The sequence below is a fragment of the Rhodococcus sp. NPDC060176 genome, from assembly GCF_042728675.1.
Taxonomy (GTDB): domain Bacteria; phylum Actinomycetota; class Actinomycetes; order Mycobacteriales; family Mycobacteriaceae; genus Rhodococcus_F.
In genome coordinates this window covers 689,988-707,133 of sequence record NZ_JBHWYS010000003.1, presented here as the reverse complement: position 1 = coordinate 707,133, position 17,146 = coordinate 689,988, and the positions used below count along the sequence as shown (strand labels likewise).

19 protein-coding genes are annotated in these 17,146 nt (G+C 60.1%); 14 read left to right on the top strand and 5 right to left on the bottom strand.

From position 1 onward, the window contains the following. The first annotated feature begins 22 nt into the window (after positions 1 to 22). The gene (locus ACFWEM_RS18155; protein ID WP_378535619.1) at positions 23 to 1,183 is read left to right on the top strand and encodes a CaiB/BaiF CoA transferase family protein; all 1,161 of its coding nucleotides are present in this window, start codon (positions 23 to 25) and stop codon (positions 1,181 to 1,183) included. Here ACFWEM_RS18155 and ACFWEM_RS18150 read toward each other — a convergent pair. Next, a complete protein-coding gene (locus tag ACFWEM_RS18150; RefSeq protein ID WP_378535617.1) occupies positions 1,180 to 1,788 on the bottom strand; it encodes a TetR/AcrR family transcriptional regulator in 609 nt (202 codons plus the stop codon). The genes ACFWEM_RS18155 and ACFWEM_RS18150 overlap by 4 nt on opposite strands. A gap of 114 nt (positions 1,789 to 1,902) precedes the next feature. Between ACFWEM_RS18150 and ACFWEM_RS18145 the strand changes: the two genes are divergently transcribed. From ACFWEM_RS18145 to ACFWEM_RS18120, 6 genes are all read left to right on the top strand, one after another. Continuing rightward, positions 1,903 to 3,459, top strand: coding sequence for a long-chain fatty acid--CoA ligase (locus ACFWEM_RS18145; RefSeq protein ID WP_378535615.1), 1,557 nt, complete (start codon positions 1,903 to 1,905; stop codon positions 3,457 to 3,459). A 12-nt stretch (positions 3,460 to 3,471) separates the two neighbouring features. Beyond that, the gene (locus tag ACFWEM_RS18140) at positions 3,472 to 4,656 is read left to right on the top strand and encodes an acyl-CoA dehydrogenase family protein (protein ID WP_378535613.1); all 1,185 of its coding nucleotides are present in this window, start codon (positions 3,472 to 3,474) and stop codon (positions 4,654 to 4,656) included. Between the two features lie 100 nt (positions 4,657 to 4,756). After that, entirely contained in the window at positions 4,757 to 5,086 is a 330-nt protein-coding gene (locus ACFWEM_RS18135; RefSeq protein ID WP_378535611.1) for a YidH family protein, read from the top strand. Then, positions 5,083 to 5,415 carry a DUF202 domain-containing protein gene (locus tag ACFWEM_RS18130; protein ID WP_378535609.1) on the top strand — a complete coding sequence of 111 codons (333 nt, stop codon included), beginning with the start codon at positions 5,083 to 5,085 and terminating at the stop codon, positions 5,413 to 5,415. The genes ACFWEM_RS18135 and ACFWEM_RS18130 overlap by 4 nt, the downstream gene beginning before the upstream one ends. Positions 5,416 to 5,547: 132 nt before the next feature. Continuing rightward, positions 5,548 to 6,873, top strand: coding sequence for an MFS transporter (locus tag ACFWEM_RS18125; protein ID WP_378535606.1), 1,326 nt, complete (start codon positions 5,548 to 5,550; stop codon positions 6,871 to 6,873). Between the two features lie 74 nt (positions 6,874 to 6,947). Beyond that, a complete protein-coding gene (locus ACFWEM_RS18120) occupies positions 6,948 to 8,159 on the top strand; it encodes a serine hydrolase domain-containing protein (RefSeq protein WP_378535604.1) in 1,212 nt (403 codons plus the stop codon). Positions 8,160 to 8,172: 13 nt separating this feature from the next. On the opposite strand, the gene ACFWEM_RS18115 is transcribed toward ACFWEM_RS18120, so the two are convergent. Beyond that, positions 8,173 to 9,549 carry a wax ester/triacylglycerol synthase family O-acyltransferase gene (locus ACFWEM_RS18115; protein WP_378535602.1) on the bottom strand — a complete coding sequence of 459 codons (1,377 nt, stop codon included), beginning with the start codon at positions 9,547 to 9,549 and terminating at the stop codon, positions 8,173 to 8,175. 385 nt (positions 9,550 to 9,934) lie between these two features. Between ACFWEM_RS18115 and ACFWEM_RS18110 the strand changes: the two genes are divergently transcribed. The 3 genes from ACFWEM_RS18110 (at position 9,935) to ACFWEM_RS18100 (ending at position 12,338) form a co-directional block, all read left to right on the top strand. Next, positions 9,935 to 10,807, top strand: coding sequence for a hypothetical protein (locus ACFWEM_RS18110; protein ID WP_378535600.1), 873 nt, complete (start codon positions 9,935 to 9,937; stop codon positions 10,805 to 10,807). Between the two features lie 78 nt (positions 10,808 to 10,885). Then, positions 10,886 to 11,674: a hypothetical protein gene (locus ACFWEM_RS18105; protein WP_378535598.1), complete on the top strand. Its 789-nt coding sequence runs from the start codon at positions 10,886 to 10,888 to the stop codon at positions 11,672 to 11,674. Between the two features lie 49 nt (positions 11,675 to 11,723). Beyond that, positions 11,724 to 12,338, top strand: a complete 615-nt coding sequence (locus ACFWEM_RS18100; protein ID WP_378535596.1) for a hypothetical protein — start codon at positions 11,724 to 11,726, stop codon at positions 12,336 to 12,338. Here ACFWEM_RS18100 and ACFWEM_RS18095 read toward each other — a convergent pair. Together ACFWEM_RS18095 and ACFWEM_RS18090 are read right to left on the bottom strand one after the other, a co-directional pair. Beyond that, positions 12,322 to 12,471, bottom strand: a complete 150-nt coding sequence (locus ACFWEM_RS18095; protein WP_378535594.1) for a hypothetical protein — start codon at positions 12,469 to 12,471, stop codon at positions 12,322 to 12,324. The two genes, ACFWEM_RS18100 and ACFWEM_RS18095, sit on opposite strands and share 17 nt — an antisense overlap. Further along, positions 12,464 to 12,922, bottom strand: a complete 459-nt coding sequence (locus tag ACFWEM_RS18090; RefSeq protein ID WP_378535592.1) for a MarR family winged helix-turn-helix transcriptional regulator — start codon at positions 12,920 to 12,922, stop codon at positions 12,464 to 12,466. Before ACFWEM_RS18090 ends, ACFWEM_RS18095 begins: the two co-directional genes overlap by 8 nt. A 62-nt stretch (positions 12,923 to 12,984) precedes the next feature. Between ACFWEM_RS18090 and ACFWEM_RS18085 the strand changes: the two genes are divergently transcribed. Both ACFWEM_RS18085 and ACFWEM_RS18080 read left to right on the top strand, forming a co-directional pair. Then, entirely contained in the window at positions 12,985 to 13,860 is an 876-nt protein-coding gene (locus tag ACFWEM_RS18085; RefSeq protein WP_378535590.1) for a haloalkane dehalogenase, read from the top strand. A 168-nt stretch (positions 13,861 to 14,028) separates the two neighbouring features. Then, positions 14,029 to 14,667 (top strand): PAS and ANTAR domain-containing protein, encoded by a 639-nt coding sequence (locus ACFWEM_RS18080; protein WP_378535588.1) that lies wholly within the window; start codon positions 14,029 to 14,031, stop codon positions 14,665 to 14,667. A 155-nt stretch (positions 14,668 to 14,822) separates the two neighbouring features. Here ACFWEM_RS18080 and ACFWEM_RS18075 read toward each other — a convergent pair whose 3' ends face one another. Further along, positions 14,823 to 14,969, bottom strand: a complete 147-nt coding sequence (locus ACFWEM_RS18075; protein WP_378535586.1) for a hypothetical protein — start codon at positions 14,967 to 14,969, stop codon at positions 14,823 to 14,825. Between the two features lie 202 nt (positions 14,970 to 15,171). Between ACFWEM_RS18075 and ACFWEM_RS18070 the strand changes: the two genes are divergently transcribed. Beyond that, on the top strand, positions 15,172 to 16,359 hold the full coding sequence (locus ACFWEM_RS18070; RefSeq protein ID WP_378535584.1) for a zinc-dependent alcohol dehydrogenase: 1,188 nt from the start codon (positions 15,172 to 15,174) through the stop codon (positions 16,357 to 16,359). 27 nt (positions 16,360 to 16,386) lie between these two features. Next, positions 16,387 to 17,097, top strand: coding sequence for an enoyl-CoA hydratase/isomerase family protein (locus ACFWEM_RS18065; RefSeq protein WP_378535582.1), 711 nt, complete (start codon positions 16,387 to 16,389; stop codon positions 17,095 to 17,097). Positions 17,098 to 17,146 lie beyond the last annotated feature (49 nt).

Sequence of the window (17,146 nt, the reverse complement as noted above, 5' to 3'; positions counted from 1 at the left end):
CGACAGTCTTCGGAGTGTGAACATGGACAGTGACAACGCGCCGGAATGGAGTTTCTTACACGGCAAGCGCGTTCTCGACCTCTCTCGACTTCTGCCCGGCCCGTTTGCGACGACGCTGCTTGCAGATCTGGGCGCCGACGTGGTCAAGGTCGAGGACCCGAGCCGCCCTGATCCCACCCGTATTGCTGGTGAACGGATGGCCTCGTTGAACAGGAACAAACGGTCGATTGCGCTCGATCTCCGCCTCGAACCCGATCGCGAGACGTTCCTTCGACTGGTCGAGACTGCAGATGCAGTGGTCGAGGGGTTCCGACCGCAGGTACTGGCACACATGGGACTCGGCTATGACGTACTACGAAAAGCCAACCCACGCATCGTATTATGTTCGATCACCGGCTACGGGCAGTCCGGACCTTATGCCGACAAGCCTGGGCACGAATTGAACTTCCTCGGCCTTTCCGGCTTTTTCGCAGTTCCCGGGTGCACCGACGGAGTCGTCACCCGCCCTGGCATCCGGGCCGGCGATCTGGTGGGTTCGATGTACGCGGCACTGTCCATCTCGGTTGCTCTCGCCAGCGTGGACAAGCACGGACGCGGACAACACATAGACATTTCCCTCGCCGAGGCTGCAACCGCCTGGTGCGCGCCTTTCGCGCTCATGATCCGAGATATCGAGAACCCTACCGATTCACCAACTGTCCAGGGAGACAATGACATTTTCGAGACTTCCGACGGTTGTTTGCTTTCATTTGCCACTTTCGAAGACAAGTTCTGGATCGAGTTCCGCACAGCATTCAGCGCTGAGTTTCCGGCACTGACCACGCAGTGCTACGACGATCGACGGACTCGAACACAGCACAAGGAAGAGGTGCGGAAACTCCTGGTCACCACCATTGGTGCGCGAACATATGAGTGGTGGGAAACATCGTTGACTGCGATCAATGCCCCGTGGGCGCCGGTGTTCACCGACGCCGGACAACTGATGAGCGATCCCCATGTCGTCGCTCGAAACCTGTTCTGCGAGGTCTCGAACGACGATGGAGGAAGCTGGCCTCAGATGAGATTCCCGGCGCAATTCAGCTTGGGACTGAACAGTTTTCGACTTCCGACTCCGTACGTGGGCGAGCATACCGAGTCTGTTCTCAACGAAGCCTCCACGGAAGCGAACCGTGACAGCGACTAGTCCGCTTTCAATTCGCCATCGAAGCCCGAAGACCAGTAGCGACCCCGCAACGAAAGTTCGAGCAGCATCTCGGTGACTTCTTCCGGGGTCAGAGGTGGCGGGTCGGACTCGAGCCACCACTGCATGACCGCGATCTGTTCACCCACCCATGCCCGCGAGAGTACTTCGATGTCGATTCGCGGAGTCACTCCGAGCGCCTCCGCCCGTGCGGAAAATATCCGCACGGCGGCGACGCTGCGGTCTTCGACGAACTTTCGCAGCGCCTTGCCGTCCCCCTCACCACGCAGAATCACACGGTAGACGTCACGTTCCTCGGCCGCATGCCTGAACATCTCGAGCACGGGCTTGCCGGTGAATCCGATCGAAGACGCAGGAATGAGTGGACCGAGTCGCTCTTGTAAGTCATCGGCCAGATCGGACACGACTTGACCGAGCAGGTCGTCTTTGTCGGTGTAGTGGCTGTAAAACGTCGCGCGACCCAAATCTGCGCGGTCCGTGATGTCTTCGACGGTAATCCCCGCATATCCCCGTTCCAGAACGAGCGAGACCAAGGCATCCCGCAGCAATCGTCGGGTACGCCGGACGCGTCTGTCTTCTGGAGGCACTGGCTTCCCTTCCTTCGCACTGTTGAACGCAGCATAGTTCAACATTGACAGGACGATCGAATATAGACAGACTGTCCATTAACATTCGTGATGTCAATTTTCTCTGGAGTGTTCATGAACCTCGGTACTTATCTCGCCCGAAGCGCCAGCTTCTACCCCGATCTCGAAGCCCTTGTCTGCGGCGAAGGCCGGTGGACTTACAGCGAGCTCGATACGGCCGCAAACCGTCTCGCGTCCGCTCTCGCAGTGACCGGGGTACGGCCCGGACACATGGTCGGAACCTTTGCCGGAAACTGCGGGGAGCTCGTGGTGACCGAAATGGCCTTGTACAAGGGAGGGTTCGTCAGGGTACCGATCAACGCACGACTGGGCGCCGACGAACTCGCGCATATCCTCGCCGACGCCGACGTGCGTGTTCTCTTCGTCGACGCCGCCCACGCCGACATGGCGCTGAAGGTCGTCGCCGACGCCGGGCTGCACTGCAGGGTCATCGACTACAGCACCTCGACTCCCGGCGCGGACAGTTATCACGAGCTGATGGCAAGGGGCAGCGAAGACAACGTCGAGGTGGACCTCGACATTGACGCCCCGGCTGTCCTCAACTACACATCCGGATCCACCGGCAAGCTCAAAGCTGCGGTCCAGAGTCACGGCAACCGCTTGGCGAACATGCGCAAGCGACTGATGAGTCCGGAGGGTGCGCCGACTGTTGGTGATCGCTACCTCGCCCCCGGCCCGATCACACACGCCTCCGGCATGGTGATGCTCGGAATGTTCGCCAGGGGCGCCGCAGTGGTGATCCTGCCGGCATGGGACACGAGGACGTTCCTGCAGACCATCGAACGTGAGCGGATCACCACCACCATGGTGGTCCCGACGATGCTCAACCTGCTGATGGACCATCCGTCGGTTACCGACGTCGACCTGAGCTCTCTGCGCTGCATCGGCGTAGGCGCCGCGCCTGTTTCTCCACAACGGCTGCGTGACGCGGTAAAGCTGTTCGGTCCCATCGTCATCCAGGGGTACGGGCTCGGCGAAACGACCAGCGTCGTCACTGTTTTGACCGCTGAAGACGTGGTGCGCGGTATCGAATCCGACCCCGAGCTTCTTCTCTCGTGTGGTCGGCCGGCATACGACACCGATGTTCGAGTGGTCGACGACAACGGCGTACAGGTCCCGGCCGGCACGATCGGCGAGATCGTCGCCAGGGGTCCGGACTGTGTCCGCGAATACTTCCGCGAACCCGAACTGTCGGCTCAGACGTTCAAGAACGGCTGGGTCCACACGGGCGATGTCGGCTATTTCCGCGAAGACGGCTACCTGTTCATTGTCGACCGCAAGAAGGACATGATCATCTCGGGCGGATTCAACATCTACTGCAGCGAGGTAGAGGCAGCCCTGTACGAACATCCTGCTGTTTCCGAAGTATGCGTAGTCGGAGTTCCCGATCCGAAATGGGGAGAAGCGGTCAAAGCCGTTGTCGTGACCCGCGATGGCATTGACACCACCGCAATGGAATTGATCGCGCACTGCTCGACCCGTCTGGCAAGCATGAAGAAGCCGCGTTCGGTCGACTTCGCAGATTCGTTGCCCGTCAACCGAAACGGCAAGATCGATCGCCGCGCGATTCGCGCAACCTATTGGACCACCGCTGACCGTCACGTCAACTGACAGGAAAAAGACATGTCATTCGCTCTCACCCCTACCTACGAAGACAACCCAAGACTTCAATCGCTCGTCGAGCGTCTACGCGACTATCTCGACGGCGAACTCGCCGAGTACGAAGCCGAATTGGGTCTCACTCAAGAATCCCACTACATCCGTGAGACGCTCGAGCCAGTGTGGAGACGCAGCCGCGAACTCGGCTTCTACGGGATCCACCTCCCAACTGAACTCGGCGGCCAGAACCTCACCTTTACGGAACTCGCCGCGCTCAAAGAAGAGGTCGGCGCATCGCCGCGGGTCCTCGCGACGTCCGTACTCGGAGACATGGGCGGTCCACTCCGCGCGGGGTCGATCTTTCAGTACGCCACCGAATACCAGTTGGAAAAGTACTTGATTCCGGTACTGCGCGGCGAGAAGGCGTGCTGCTTCTCCCTCACCGAGAACGATGCAGGTTCAGACGTCCGCGGCATGCTCACCACAGCAACCCCGGACGGTGCCGGCTGGCGCCTGAACGGCCACAAGGTCTTCTCGTCCGCGGGTCCCTTCGCCGACTTTTCGGTCCTGATCGCAAAGATGGCATCCGACGGCGACGGCCCGGATTCGTACTCTGCCTTTCTGGTCGACCTGGATTCTCCCGGCTGCACAGTGGCGGACGGCGACGTCCCGATGTCCGGTCAGCACATCGAAGCGGACATCATCCTCGACGACTGCTACGTGGGGCCGGAACAGCTTCTCGGAAATGTGGGCGAAGGCTTGCGAATCGGACTCGGCCGAGTCACGGTCAACCGGTTGTTGCATTGCCCCACCGTCCTCGGCGGAGCACGCCGAGCGCTGGAACTGTCGGTGGAGTACAGCAAGACTCGCCAGGTGCAGGGCGCTCCTCTTGCGATGCTGCAGTCCATTCAACACAAACTCGCCGACATGGCGACGGACTACTACGCCGCGCGCTCGATGACCTACGACGCACTCGCCGCACTCGACGCCGGTCGAAGTCCTCGAATCGAAGCATTCATGTGCAAACTGTTCGTTGCCGAGAAGGCCTTCACCATCGCCGACCACGCAGTTCAGATTCACGGAAAGGCCGGGGTCATCCGTGGTTCGGAGATCGAATCACTGTTCCAGAGGTTGCGGATGTTCCGAATCCTCACCGGATCATCCGAGATTCAGAAGAATGGCATCGCGCGCCAATTACTCACCACCTGAACATCATTGATCCAAATGCGTATCCACTCCGTGCACGCCAGGTCGTCTCCCGCTCGATGTGGCGGCCGGACGGGCACTCGACGCTCCAGAGGCAATCCCTGTGATCGAGAACGAACCGGACTACAGATTCAGCCTTGCCAACGAGCGAACTTTTCTGGCGTGGATTCGAACGGCGTTGGGGTTGTTGGCCGGCGGCGTCGCAGTCGGCCAATTCTACGGATCTGAGAATGACAACAGCCTGAACAAACTTCTCGGAATCGTGTGCACCGTCGTGGCGTCAGCGATAGCGCTCGGCGCGCTCAGACATTGGAAAGCAGTCCAAACCGCAATGCGGCGTGATCAACCGCTCCCCAAGTCACCGATGATCGCGCTTGTCGTCGGCGGGGTGTGCCTGGTCGCCGGCCTGTGTGTAGGGATGACGGTGTTTTGACGGATAACGAGGTTGTGGCGGAGAACGAGCCTCCCGGATTGCAACCAGAGCGAACGGTGCTCGCCTGGCGACGCACCGCACTTTCCGCCTTGTCGGTGTCAGTGATTTCGGGCCGCGAAATCGTCCTGCACCCGTCAGTCCTATCCGTCGCAGTGTTCGTCACAGTGCTCACCACGGCGGTCGGCGTCACAGTGGGCGCACGGGTGCGACATCGTCGATTCATTCTGAACCCCAGGGATTCTCGAGAAATGCCACTCGCCATCATGGCAACCCTGGCGGCCGGCATCGCGATTGCCGGACTCGGCTCCAGCCTTGTTATCCAACTTTGAACCATAGATAGACAGAGTGTTTATTTATGTATATTCTCTCCACTAATGCTCGCTGTGACTCAGTGCACAGTCGACCGCCGCGCGCAGCTACACCGCGCCACGAAATCATCGGCGTATTTCGAGAGGGAACCCATGACCACAGAAGTTGCGTCACCTACCCAGTTTCAACGCGGTCGCCGGGGAAAGAATCTCGCACTGCTGACCGGTTCGACGGCAATGGACAACGCCGAAAGCAGCGTGACGTCCGTGCTCTTCCCTCTCATGCGCGAGGCCATGGGATTGTCATCGGCGGCGCTCGGCACGATCGTTGCAGTGGCCAAGGCCGTCGGGGTCTTCACGGCAATCCCCTGGGCGTTCTTGGCCCGACGATATTCTCGTAAGTCGGTACTTGCCATCTGTTCAGGGTTCTGGGGTGTCTGGGTAATCCTGGCCGGATTGTCCGGCAGCTTCACTCAGTTTCTCGTCCTCTACGCGATCGGCGCCGCAGGTTTCGCCGGCGCCGGCTCGATTGCATTGTCCATCCTCGGAGATCTGTACGAGGACGCCAGGAGGGGCCGCGCAACGGGATTGGTATATGGCGGCGTCGCCGTCATCACCGGCGCGACCGCCCCGATATTCGGGCTTTTGTCGCGCTTCGAAGATGGATGGCGCTACGGATACATAATCACCGGTGCAATCTGCATCGCCATCGGTGTGCTGATCATGCTTTTCCTCGACGATCCTGAATCCGCCGACGCGCATACACAGACGACCGCCGACGATCTCGGTGCCAAAGCAAGATTCTGGCGTGAAGGGATACGAGAGCTACTCGCTGTCAAGACATTCCGATACATACTCGTACAACGCGTATTCTCCGGTCAGAACGTCATCATGAGCTTCAGCATCGTATTTCTCGTCGAGGAGCACGGATTCACGACCGCAACTGCTTCGATCATCGCACCGCCCTTCGCAATCGGGTACCTGCTCGGCACGTTCGTCGGCGGACGAGTCAACGACGCCGTACACGTCAAACGACCCCGAAGCGGCCGCATCATCATGCTGCAGGCCAGCCAACTCGGATTCGCGGCCGCAGCACTGATCGCTACGCAGATTTCCTGGAACAGCATCGGCGTCTACGCGGTCTTGTTCGGGATCGTGGGCGTCCTTCAAGGTCAGGTTCCAGTGGTCAATCGGCCGATCATCATGGCTGTAGTCCGTCCGGAACTGCGAGCCCTGGCCTTTGCGGTTTCCGTCTCGACAGTCGAATCGCTGGCCTACGCCGGATACGCTGTCTTGGTCGGAACCCTCGGCGACAGAATCGGATTGCAAGGCGCACTCTTCATCGTCACCGTAGTGCTGACCACCGTCAACGGGGTCGCTTCAGGCGCACTGTATCGCCCGTACGCCCGCGACAGCGCAGCCCTACTCGCCAAGCCATCCGCCAACCCCCTACATGAACAGAATGCGCTTCGGCACTAGGCAATTCAGATCATCAACTGCGAACGCGGCAATCAACACTCCAACTCGGCAATCAAGACGGAAGAAGACCTCAGATGACACGAAACATCGCAACGGATGACATTCCCTGGGCGCGCGGATTCACCGACCCGGCCGACGTGCGCCAACAAGCCACAACCATACGAGAGATGGTTGCTACCCGCCGTGTGTGGCGCGGCGACGGACCCAAATGGACCCTCCCGACCGACGAAACGGATCTATCCGGTGTCACGTTGAACCTTCCGGATCAGCCGAAGCAGACGGTGTCCGAGTTCCTCGCGGGTGCGCATAGCGACGGTATCGCCGTGCTGCATCGAGGACGCATCGTGTACGAGAGCTACTTGCACGGTTGCAAACCACACGAACCGCACCTCAATGCATCGATGGCGAAATCCTACGTCGGTTTGATGGCTGCACTGGTCGAAGCACAAGGATTGTTCGACCGCCAGGATCGGGCATCGAAGTTCATCCCCGAGTTGGCTGGAACTGCGTTCGGAGACAATCGGATTCAGGACCTTCTACACATGGGCACTGATGTAACGTACGGCGGTCGGCCGTTCTATCGCACCATCGAAGCCAGCCGTTTCTGGGCCGTAGTCGCCCCGAAGCTGCGCCCCGCAAATTACCGCGGACCGGAGACCATTCTCGAGCACCTCGCCACAGCACGCACCGCGGGCCCGACTGGCGTCGAATTCCGCTACGAGAACGGCAATGTCGAGACTGTCGGAGAAATACTGCGCCGCGTGACCGGAACTTCACTCGCCGAACTACTCAGTGAGCTGGTCTGGTCACGGATCGGGGCCGAAGAGGATGCGTTCTACATAGTGGACTCCGCCGGAACGGAGATGGCGGCAGGCGGATTCAGTGCGACCCTTCGAGACGTGGCCCGAGTGGGTGAGATGATCCGCTGTGACGGCGCCGTCGGGGACCGTCAGGTGATCCCGCCGAGTATTGCGCAATCTATGACCGCCGGTGTGCCCGCAGGCTATCCCTCGGAGGTCAGAAGCCCGCGTGCCGCTGTCGACTCACCCGCCACGATGAGCTACCACGACTACTGGTGGATTCTCAATGATCCGTTCGGATCGTTCATGGCAAGCGGAATCCATGGTCAGAGACTCTTGATCTCGCGCGACCTGGAATTCGTAGTCGCACATTTCGGAGCCCACATCCTTTCCCCCGCGATCGGCACTCCGGACTTCGTACCTGCGTTCCTTCAGATCGGCACTCATTTGGTGTCGAACGCTCGCGGAGAGGCCACCGCCGGCTGAGTTTCTCGTGCATTCAGCCTGCGGCAGATTCGAGCTCACCCAAGGATTCCTCGAGGTGACCTAGGAGTCGTTGCAAGTGGGGGACATTACGGCGGCAGCCGACCAGCCCGAACTGCATGGTGTCCGCGTAACCGATGACGGTGATGTTCATTGCCTGCCCGTCCAACGGAATCGACGCCGGATAGCAGCTCTCGAGCTTCGCGCCGTTCCAGTATCGTGTCGTCGTCGGGCCGGGGACGTTGGAAATCACCAAATTGAAAACCGGACGACCGGTGATCAGTCGCGAGGACCCAGGAATCAGCGGTAACCCGAGACCCGCGACGTTCAACGCACTGAGTGCCGTGATCTGCAGGGGCGTCAGGCCCGACATCAGGGACTTGGCGCTACTCATCGAGTCGTGAACTCTCTGGAGTCGGGCCGCCGGATCCGCCAATTCGGTTGCCAGATCGCACAACACCGCACCTACGGCATTGCCGGAAGCCTCACCTGTTTCGCCTTTGCGAAGAGATACCGGCACCATCGCGATCAACGGTTTGTCCGGCAATTCGTCCAGTTCGATCAGATAGCGTCGTAGCGCGCCCGCGCACATGGCCAACACCGCATCATTGAGCGTCACGTCTGCAACGCAGCTGACCTTGCGCAGGCGCTCGATCGGCCACGACTGCGCGGCGACTCGCCTCGCTCCGGTGATCGGGACGTTGAAGATCGATTTCGGAGCAGCGAACGGCAACGGCGCTACGTGATCCTTCACTGCCGAGGCAGCAGCGTTCACTATCGCGGGGCCCACCCCGACCACATCTTGCACGGTGTCGATCACCGAGCCCACCCGCCTCTGCAGGTCCAGCCCGCGACTGGCTCGGACCCGACCGGAAGACGGGCGCTGCGCCCACGGCGGCATCGAATGCCGATCGAGCGGATCCAACGAGAGGCTGCGGTACCACGCTTGAACAGCGGACACACCATCCATGAGCGCATGGTGTGTCTTCATGTACACGGCAACTCGGCCGTCGGCGAGGCCTTCGATGACGTACGCCTCCCATAGTGGCCGATGCCGATCGAGCAGCGTGCCGTGCAGCATCGAGGTCAGTTCCAACAACTCGCGGACTCGACCCGGCCTGGGCAGCGCAAGCAACCGGACGTGATATTCGAGATCGACGTCCTCGTCCTCCGTCCAACGCACCGGCGCGAAGTTCGACAGGAACTGCACCGGCTTGCGGCGAAAGAGGGGGCGGATCGACTCGACGTCGGTGAGCGAACGGTAAAGCGATCTGGCGAATTCGCCGTCGTCCCCTTCCGGTGGAACGAACAGTGACAGTCCACCGACGTGCATGGGGTGCTCCCGTGACTCCATCAGCAGGAACATCGAGTCGAGCGGCAGCATCAGCGTCATGGCGATCCGTTCTCTCAGGCGGCTGACCGGTGCACCAGTCAGCCGCTGTTCGACAAGTTACTCGCCCTGACTCCCCACATTGATGACTCTGGCAAAACATTGACTACTCGATTTTGGCGGGAGTCTGATGTTCCGGTCGACGAACGCTATTTCGGCCGAAGCATTTCACGTCGATTCGCGAGTGAATGATGAGACACATAGCACTGCAACGAATTTCAATGCCCACGCCCACAAGTAGTAGCGGAGCCGATCGTTGTCCTACTTTTGTCGGAATTGTTACGGATTGTCTGTACATCCAAGTCACACGTGACTACCGTCACTGATCATCACAATCCGACTGGTCGCGACGTCGCGACTCACGAGGTTGCATCCTAAGGAGAATTACATGTCCCGACGTTCAACGTCGCGTGGGCCTTTCAGCGCGCTCGCCACCACAACTGTGCTCGCCACCGTCACTGCGATGGGAGCCTTGTCAGCAGGTATTGCAAGCGCCGCCCCAACTGCGGAGACTCCCTTCGGCGGTTGGGATTCATGTCCGATCGACAATCCCGAGACCAGCACCTGCATGGACGTCACAGTCACCGGCGGAAACATGAAGATCGGCAAGCTCTCCGTCAGTATCCCCGCCGGGGCGATGCGCATCGCCGGCGGAGTTGCCTACCGGGAGAATCCGGAGGCTGAATTCGGATTCGACCAAGTATTCATCCCGCCGAACGACAACAGTCGGGGGATCTACGCCAAGCCCATCGAGATCCCCGGCGGCGCACTCGGAATCGACCTACCGTTCAACAATCTCTTCGGATTGAACAAGGCCTCGGCCACCGTCGAGTCGACTTCCGCGCTCCCCACCGTGGATGCATTTCAGCTTGGTGTGAAGCTACCCGTCAAACTGAAGATCGCGAACCCCCTACTCGGCGGCAAGTGCTACCTGGGCTCGGACAGCAACCCCGTCCAGCTCAACCTGGATGTGACCGAATACGGTGTCCTCGAGGAAGTTCCAGGTTTCCCGGACACCGCGGTCGTTCGAAACACCGGACACACCGGACAGCCCTTCGCGGTCCCGACGGCTTCGGGATGTGGCCCGTTCGGCGTGCTGAATCCCATCGTGAACTGGCGCGCCGGGCTTCCCTCGTCCACCACCTCCAACTCCCTGACCACAACGAGTGACGTCTACAACATCGGTGCCGACAGCCTCAGGCCTCAGCCGGCCGGCTCACCCGAGCCCGCTGCCGTCATCGCCGAACGTAGTGCCAACTAGCAATCCACCTCCACCTCCCGACCAACCGGAACCGTCAGCGCCGAAAGATTTCTCACCCCGAACGGAGCTCACTTGTCCATGCGCACAATACGATTCAGAGCCGTGCTCGCTGTCGTCGCAGCAGGAGTCCTCACTCTCGGGGCGGTGTCAACCGCGACGGCGGCTCCGCTGCCCAACGCACCGTTCGGAGGTTGGGGAAAGTGCCCGATTGCCAATCCGGAGACAAGCACCTGCGTCGACGTCGTCGTCAAAGGCGGCGAAATGAACATCAACGGACTCAAAGTACCGATTCCTTCCGGCTCGTTGAATATCGCCGGCGGTGTCGCCTATCGCGAGAACCCCGACGCAGAATTCGGGTTCGACCAGATCTTCATTCCTCCCGCTGACGGCACCAAAGGCGTCTATTCGACCCCCATCGAGGTGCCGGGCGGGATCTTCGGACTCGGTATACCGTTTCCCGGCGGCCTGACCACTATCAAGGCGACTGTCGAGCCGGTCGCGTTGCCGACAGTCGACGCATTCCAACTCGGCGTCACACTTCCGGCCAGATTGAAGATTTCCAACCCTTTGCTCGGGGGAAACTGCTATCTGGGTTCTGCGAGTAACCCGATCATGTTCAAACTCGGAGTGTCCGAAAATGGTGTCCTCGAGGAAGTCCCAGGATTTCCGGATACCGCCGCCGTCAGAAACGTGATGCACGCCGACGAGACTTTCGCAGTACCGGGCGCATCTGGCTGCGGATTGTTCGGCGCATTGAATTGGGCCGTCAATCTTCGCGCGAACGTTCCGTCTTCAAGTGGTCACAACTCTTTGACCACCACAAGCGATGTGTTCAACATCGGCGCCGACAGCCTGCGGACGCAGTAGAGCAAGCACCGGCGACTCACGAAGTATCACCGACAACAAGGAGATATCGATGTCCCATGCAGTTCGCCGCACCACCTTCGTCACAGCTGCCGCAGCAGCCGCGATTGCAGTCGCAGCCGGCACCGCTCTGGCTTCGACCGTCGTCACTCCAGCGGGTCAAGCCGTGACTGCTTCGAGTAGCAATCTCAGCATCAAGACAGGAACGATCACACTTACCTGCTCCAGTACGACGGGCTCCGGAACCATCCCAGCGGCACCGGGTAACGCCAACACCGGCACCGGCGGGGTCAACGTCAATATCGGCACCCCCAGTCTGACCGGATGCAAAGCCAACGGTCTACCCGCCGTGGTCACGACCTCGGGCTCGTGGCTGTTGAACGTCTCGGCAGACACCGGATCGGCTCAGGGATCCCTCGTCATTCCTGCTGGAGGCGCAGTCGTCACGATGCCTGGATCAACATGCACAGTTACCGTCGGTGCCAGCACCATCGGACCGCTGCCGTTCGATGTTCCCAACCAGCGCGTCGTGGCAAGCAACACCGGCACTGTGAACTACACGCGTACCGGCACCGGGCCCGTCTGCCCCGCCGCAGCCACTGGCACGGCAACCATGTCCGGCACACTGCAGTTCGCGTCGGCCTCGCCGATCAACGTGACACCGTGAGGATCGACAGGTAGACAGCAAATCTCGTTGGGGGATCGACGCTTCCGTCGGTCCCCCAACGAGCGTCCGACGGCGCGGATCCGCACACGACCACCATCGGTTGCGCTTCGAAGTGGATCAGGGCGTTATTCATCTCCGGCTTCGGTGGCGTCGAGTAGCGCACCGAGGGCGCGGTGAAGTTCGGCAAGCTCGCGACCGCCGGTTTTTGTCAGTACGCGAGTATTTTCCGCGTCCAATTCGCGGACAATGTCTTTGGCGAGCACGATAACCCGTTTTCCCTCGTCGCTGAGATCGAGGCAAACGGCGCGAGCATCGCGACTGTCACGTTCGCTGACAACAAATCCGCCCTTCTCCAAAGCTCGCACGAGCTTGGATATGTAGATTCGCTGCAACCCTGTCTGTGCGGCAAGTTCTCGCTGACTTGGCCTCTCCCCCTCACTTACGAGACCGTGGAGTGACGCAAGCACCGAATACTGGGCGTGAGTCAACCCGAGATGCGCGATCGCTCTGTCAACTCCCGCCCGCCAGCGAAGGGCAAGATGCCACACCAGCGACCCTGTAGTCCATGTTTCTCGATCTTGCATACATATAGAGTACATGGCTACTATCTCAATTAGAGTATATGGAAACTATTTGAGGAGTCGCAATGCCCACAATTTCCGTGCTCGACTCGACCATGGCTTACAGCTCGTGCGGCGAAGGCGCACCCTTCGTGCTGATCCACGGAAATCCCACATCTTCCTATGTGTGGCGAAACATACTGCCACACATAGGAAATACCGGCCGCGCACTTGCTCCCGACCTCATCGGAATGGGCGCGTCCGGCAAGCCCGCAATCGACTACGGTTTCCTCGATACCGCCCGCTACCTCGATGCCTGGTTCGACGCGATGGAGCTCGACGACGTCGTACTCGTCGGGCACGACTGGGGTGGAGCACTCGCTCTCGACTGGGCTACCCGTCACCCCGATCGCGTCCGAGGCGTGGCACTCTTCGAAACGATCCTGCGTCCGATGACCTGGGACGAGCACTTCCCGGGAGACGCACGAGCACGGATCGAGGCGCTGAGAGCCCCCGGGACCGGCGAGACGAAGGTACTCGACGAGAACTTCTTCCTCGAAATCGCGCTTCACAGAACAGTTCTCGGCGGCCTGTCCGAAACAGACGTCGACGCCTATCGTGCCCCTTACCCCTCACGTGAGAGCCGCCGGCCCCTTCTCGCGTGGCCACGATCCTTCCCCATCGAAGGAAGTCCCGCTGAAGTGGATGCACGTGTGTCGGCGTACAGCGAATGGCTCGCGGAAAGCACCGAGGTACCCAAACTCCTTCTCACCTTCAGCGGCCCCGCCGAACTTCTCATGATCGGACCCGACGAAGTCGCGTGGAGTCGATCGAACATCGCGAACCTCGAGGTGACCGAGTGCGGTCCCGCAGGGCATCTCGCCCCCGAGGATCAGCCCTCGGCAATCGCCGCGGCAATCACCGAATGGACACAGCGGCAACACCGTTTCAGCCGCGAGTGACCGGACTCCGTCGCTCAAGCGCTCCGAGCGTCGTTTCGCTAACGCGTGCGGTAGCGACCCAGACCTTGCTCCGAAATGTGGGACCGACACCACCTCCGCCGGATTTGTCCGATATAACTAACTGGCGAGTACGCCGGTTGGGACGAGGTCGAGAACGAGGGGGCGTGGGTGGTAAGTGAGGACGGGCTGGGACGGACCTCGGAATCGGGGGCCCCACACAGAGTGGGCGGGTTTCACTATCACCGAAGCGGCGATCGGTGGGAGTGGTCGGACGAAGTTGCGCGGATTCACGGCTACGAACCCGGACAAGTAGACCCCACGACTGAATTGATGCTCTCGCACAAGCATCCTGACGACCGAAGTCACGTTGCCCAGACACTGCTCGCCATCCGCACTTCAGGCGGCCCGTTCAGTAGCCGGCACCGCATCATCGACACTGCCGGGGACACGCACTCGGTAATCGTCGTCGGAGACAGCGTCGTGGCCGAGTCAGGTCAAGTGGTGGGTAGCTCCGGCTTCTATATCGACGTCACCGAAACCCTGGACAGCACAGTGAAAGCATCGGTCGACGTACTGGTCAACGAAATCACCGCTTCTCGCGCAGTGATCGAGCAAGCCAAAGGCATGCTCATGCTGATCTACGGAATTTCGGCCGACCGCGCCTTCGACATCCTCGTGTGGCGTTCTCAAGAGACCAACGTGAAACTGAGGGACGTTGCGGAGCAGTTGATAGTGCGAACGCTGGATGAATTCCGGGTACCGACACCATTGCGGACCCGATTCGATCACTTGCTGTTACAGGGTTGAACGACAACAGGGTTGAATGGCGACTGGGCTGAGGGATCTGTCCAAGGCGGTTCCCGTGGCTGGCTGCTCAACCTCGAGGAACCTCGCCCGCATTGATTCCGGGACGGTCCGATGCGGCCTATCCCCGTTGTTACCCAACACGGAGTAAAAGGAAACTACTTGTCGCCAGACTTCTTGTCGGAGGTCTCCTCGACCAGTTCAGGTGCTTGTTCGCGAGTTGCCATTCCGCCGTCGCCGCCCTTGTCGACGGGCCCTGGGTGCCCACCCTTGGGCGACTGAGCGTTATTGTCCTTCTCGGTCATGCGGTCATCCCCGTCATCTGATCGTGTCAGTCATCTGGTCGTGTCAGTCATACAGCGCGCGGCCTTGCAAGAACGTCAAGCCCACCGCCCTCTCAATCTAACGCTCTCAGCACTTCTCGCAACCCTCACCGATTTGTTTGCATTTCAGCACTTTCGGGCAGGTGACAGCGAACAGCATTTCCACGATGAGAGGTCGATCCCAGTGCGCGCAGTGACTTGGCAAGGCAAACGGAAAGTAAGCGTCGATACGGTTCCGGACCCGACGATCATCGAGCCCACCGACGCGATCATCAAGGTCACCACGACGAACATCTGCGGATCGGATCTGCATCTGTACGAGACTCTGGGTGCCTTCATGAATGCGGGCGACATTCTCGGTCACGAACCGATGGGCATCGTCGAAGAAGTCGGATCGGATGTCACGAATCTCGAGATAGGCGATCGCGTCGTGATCCCGTTCCAGATCTCGTGCGGCAATTGCTTCATGTGCGATTCGAGTCTCTATACCCAGTGCGAAACGACTCAGGTCCGCGATCAGGGAACGGGCGCCGCGTTGTTCGGCTTCTCCGAGCTGTACGGATCAGTGCCAGGTGGTCAGGCTGAATACCTACGAGTCCCGCAGGCACACTTCACACACATCAAAGTTCCCGAAGGTCCGGCGGATTCACGATTCGTCTATCTCTCCGACGTGCTTCCCACTGCCTGGCAGTCGGTCGAATACGCCGACATCCCACCGGGTGGATCCGTGACAATCCTCGGCCTCGGACCGATCGGCGACATGGCTGCTCGCATCGCGCACCACAAGGGATTTCGGGTGATCGGCGTGGATCGTGTACCCGAACGCCTTGCGCGCGTTGCCGAACGCGGTATCGAGACCCTCAACCTGGACGACTACGGCAGCAAGATCGGCGATGCTGTCAGAGACGCGACAAACGGACGCGGAACCGATTCGGTGATCGACGCTGTCGGCATGGAAGCGCACGGGTCTCCGATCGGAAAGCTCGCGCAGCAGTTCGTCGGACTCCTTCCCGATGCTCTTGCCGCGCCGGCGATGCGCACCGCAGGGATCGATCGCCTCGGTGCCGTCTATTCGGCCATCGACATCGTTCGGCGCGGGGGAACCATTTCTCTGATCGGTGTCTACGGCGGAATGGTTGATCCACTGCCGCTGATGACCATGTTCGACAAGCAGATTCAGCTCAGGATGGGCCAGGCGAACGTCAAGAAGTGGGTAGACGACATCATGCCATTGCTCGCTGACGACGACCCACTCGGCGTCGACACTTTTTCCACTCATCAGCTCCCGCTCGATCAGGCGCCACACGCCTACGAGATCTTCCAGAAGAAGCAGGAAGGCGCGGTCAAGATCCAACTGAAACCGCACGGTTAATCCAACTCCGCAGTATTGTCGCCCGATATGCCGTATTTGGATCGCGTCGGAGAAGTATTTGTCCTCCACCTGGGTAATGAAGGCGAGCCGGATACGCCGAATCCGTTCAATCCCCGGTGGCTCGACGAGGTCGAGGGACTCCTCACCGAAGTCGAGAACTTCGACGGTCCGGGAGCGCTGGTCACGACAGCTGAGGGCAAGTTCTATTCGACTGGGCTGGATACAGATTGGATTCTGCACAACGCCGATCAGGTCAATGGGTACATCGACCGCGTTCAAACCTTGTTCGCGCGACTGTTGACGTTTGCGATGCCCACCGTCGCCGCGATTCCGGGACATACCTTCGGCGGTGGTGCAATTCTGGCCGCCGCGCACGATCACATCGTGATGCGTGAGGATCGCGGTTTCTTCTGCCTGCCAGGGATCACAATAGGCGCGAGTTACGCACCCGGAAGCATCGCCCTACTGGCATCACGTCTTCCGACACGCACAGTCCACGACGCGCTCGTAACAGGTAGGCGGTACGGCGGAATCGAGGCAATGTCAGCAGGATTCGTAGATCAAGTCGCGGCTGCGGACGATGTACTTTCGACAGCGGTCGACTACGCACGCACGTTGACTCGAACTCGTGGACGCACGCTCCACGAGATCAAGGAACTGCTGTATGCCGAGCCGTTGGCCCTCCTACGAACGCCAGTAGTCGGAATCGACAAGCAAGTGATACTGAAAGACCACTGACCGATACCACCGATCGTCGTACTCGCTTCACACACGCTCGACAGAAAGA

Excerpts from the sequence above, each read along its gene's own strand:
- ACFWEM_RS18155 (WP_378535619.1), top strand. The coding sequence starts at position 23 with ATGGACAGTGACAACGCGCCGGAATGGAGTTTCTTACACGGCAAGCGC.
- ACFWEM_RS18145 (WP_378535615.1), top strand. The coding sequence starts at position 1,903 with ATGAACCTCGGTACTTATCTCGCCCGAAGCGCCAGCTTCTACCCCGAT.
- ACFWEM_RS18140 (WP_378535613.1), top strand. The coding sequence starts at position 3,472 with ATGTCATTCGCTCTCACCCCTACCTACGAAGACAACCCAAGACTTCAA.
- ACFWEM_RS18125 (WP_378535606.1), top strand. The coding sequence starts at position 5,548 with ATGACCACAGAAGTTGCGTCACCTACCCAGTTTCAACGCGGTCGCCGG.
- ACFWEM_RS18120 (WP_378535604.1), top strand. The coding sequence starts at position 6,948 with ATGACACGAAACATCGCAACGGATGACATTCCCTGGGCGCGCGGATTC.
- ACFWEM_RS18115 (WP_378535602.1), bottom strand. The coding sequence starts at position 9,549 with ATGACGCTGATGCTGCCGCTCGACTCGATGTTCCTGCTGATGGAGTCA.
- ACFWEM_RS18110 (WP_378535600.1), top strand. The coding sequence starts at position 9,935 with ATGTCCCGACGTTCAACGTCGCGTGGGCCTTTCAGCGCGCTCGCCACC.
- ACFWEM_RS18105 (WP_378535598.1), top strand. The coding sequence starts at position 10,886 with ATGCGCACAATACGATTCAGAGCCGTGCTCGCTGTCGTCGCAGCAGGA.
- ACFWEM_RS18100 (WP_378535596.1), top strand. The coding sequence starts at position 11,724 with ATGTCCCATGCAGTTCGCCGCACCACCTTCGTCACAGCTGCCGCAGCA.
- ACFWEM_RS18095 (WP_378535594.1), bottom strand. The coding sequence starts at position 12,471 with ATGAATAACGCCCTGATCCACTTCGAAGCGCAACCGATGGTGGTCGTG.
- ACFWEM_RS18090 (WP_378535592.1), bottom strand. The coding sequence starts at position 12,922 with ATGCAAGATCGAGAAACATGGACTACAGGGTCGCTGGTGTGGCATCTT.
- ACFWEM_RS18085 (WP_378535590.1), top strand. The coding sequence starts at position 12,985 with ATGCCCACAATTTCCGTGCTCGACTCGACCATGGCTTACAGCTCGTGC.
- ACFWEM_RS18075 (WP_378535586.1), bottom strand. The coding sequence starts at position 14,969 with ATGACCGAGAAGGACAATAACGCTCAGTCGCCCAAGGGTGGGCACCCA.
- ACFWEM_RS18065 (WP_378535582.1), top strand. The coding sequence starts at position 16,387 with ATGCCGTATTTGGATCGCGTCGGAGAAGTATTTGTCCTCCACCTGGGT.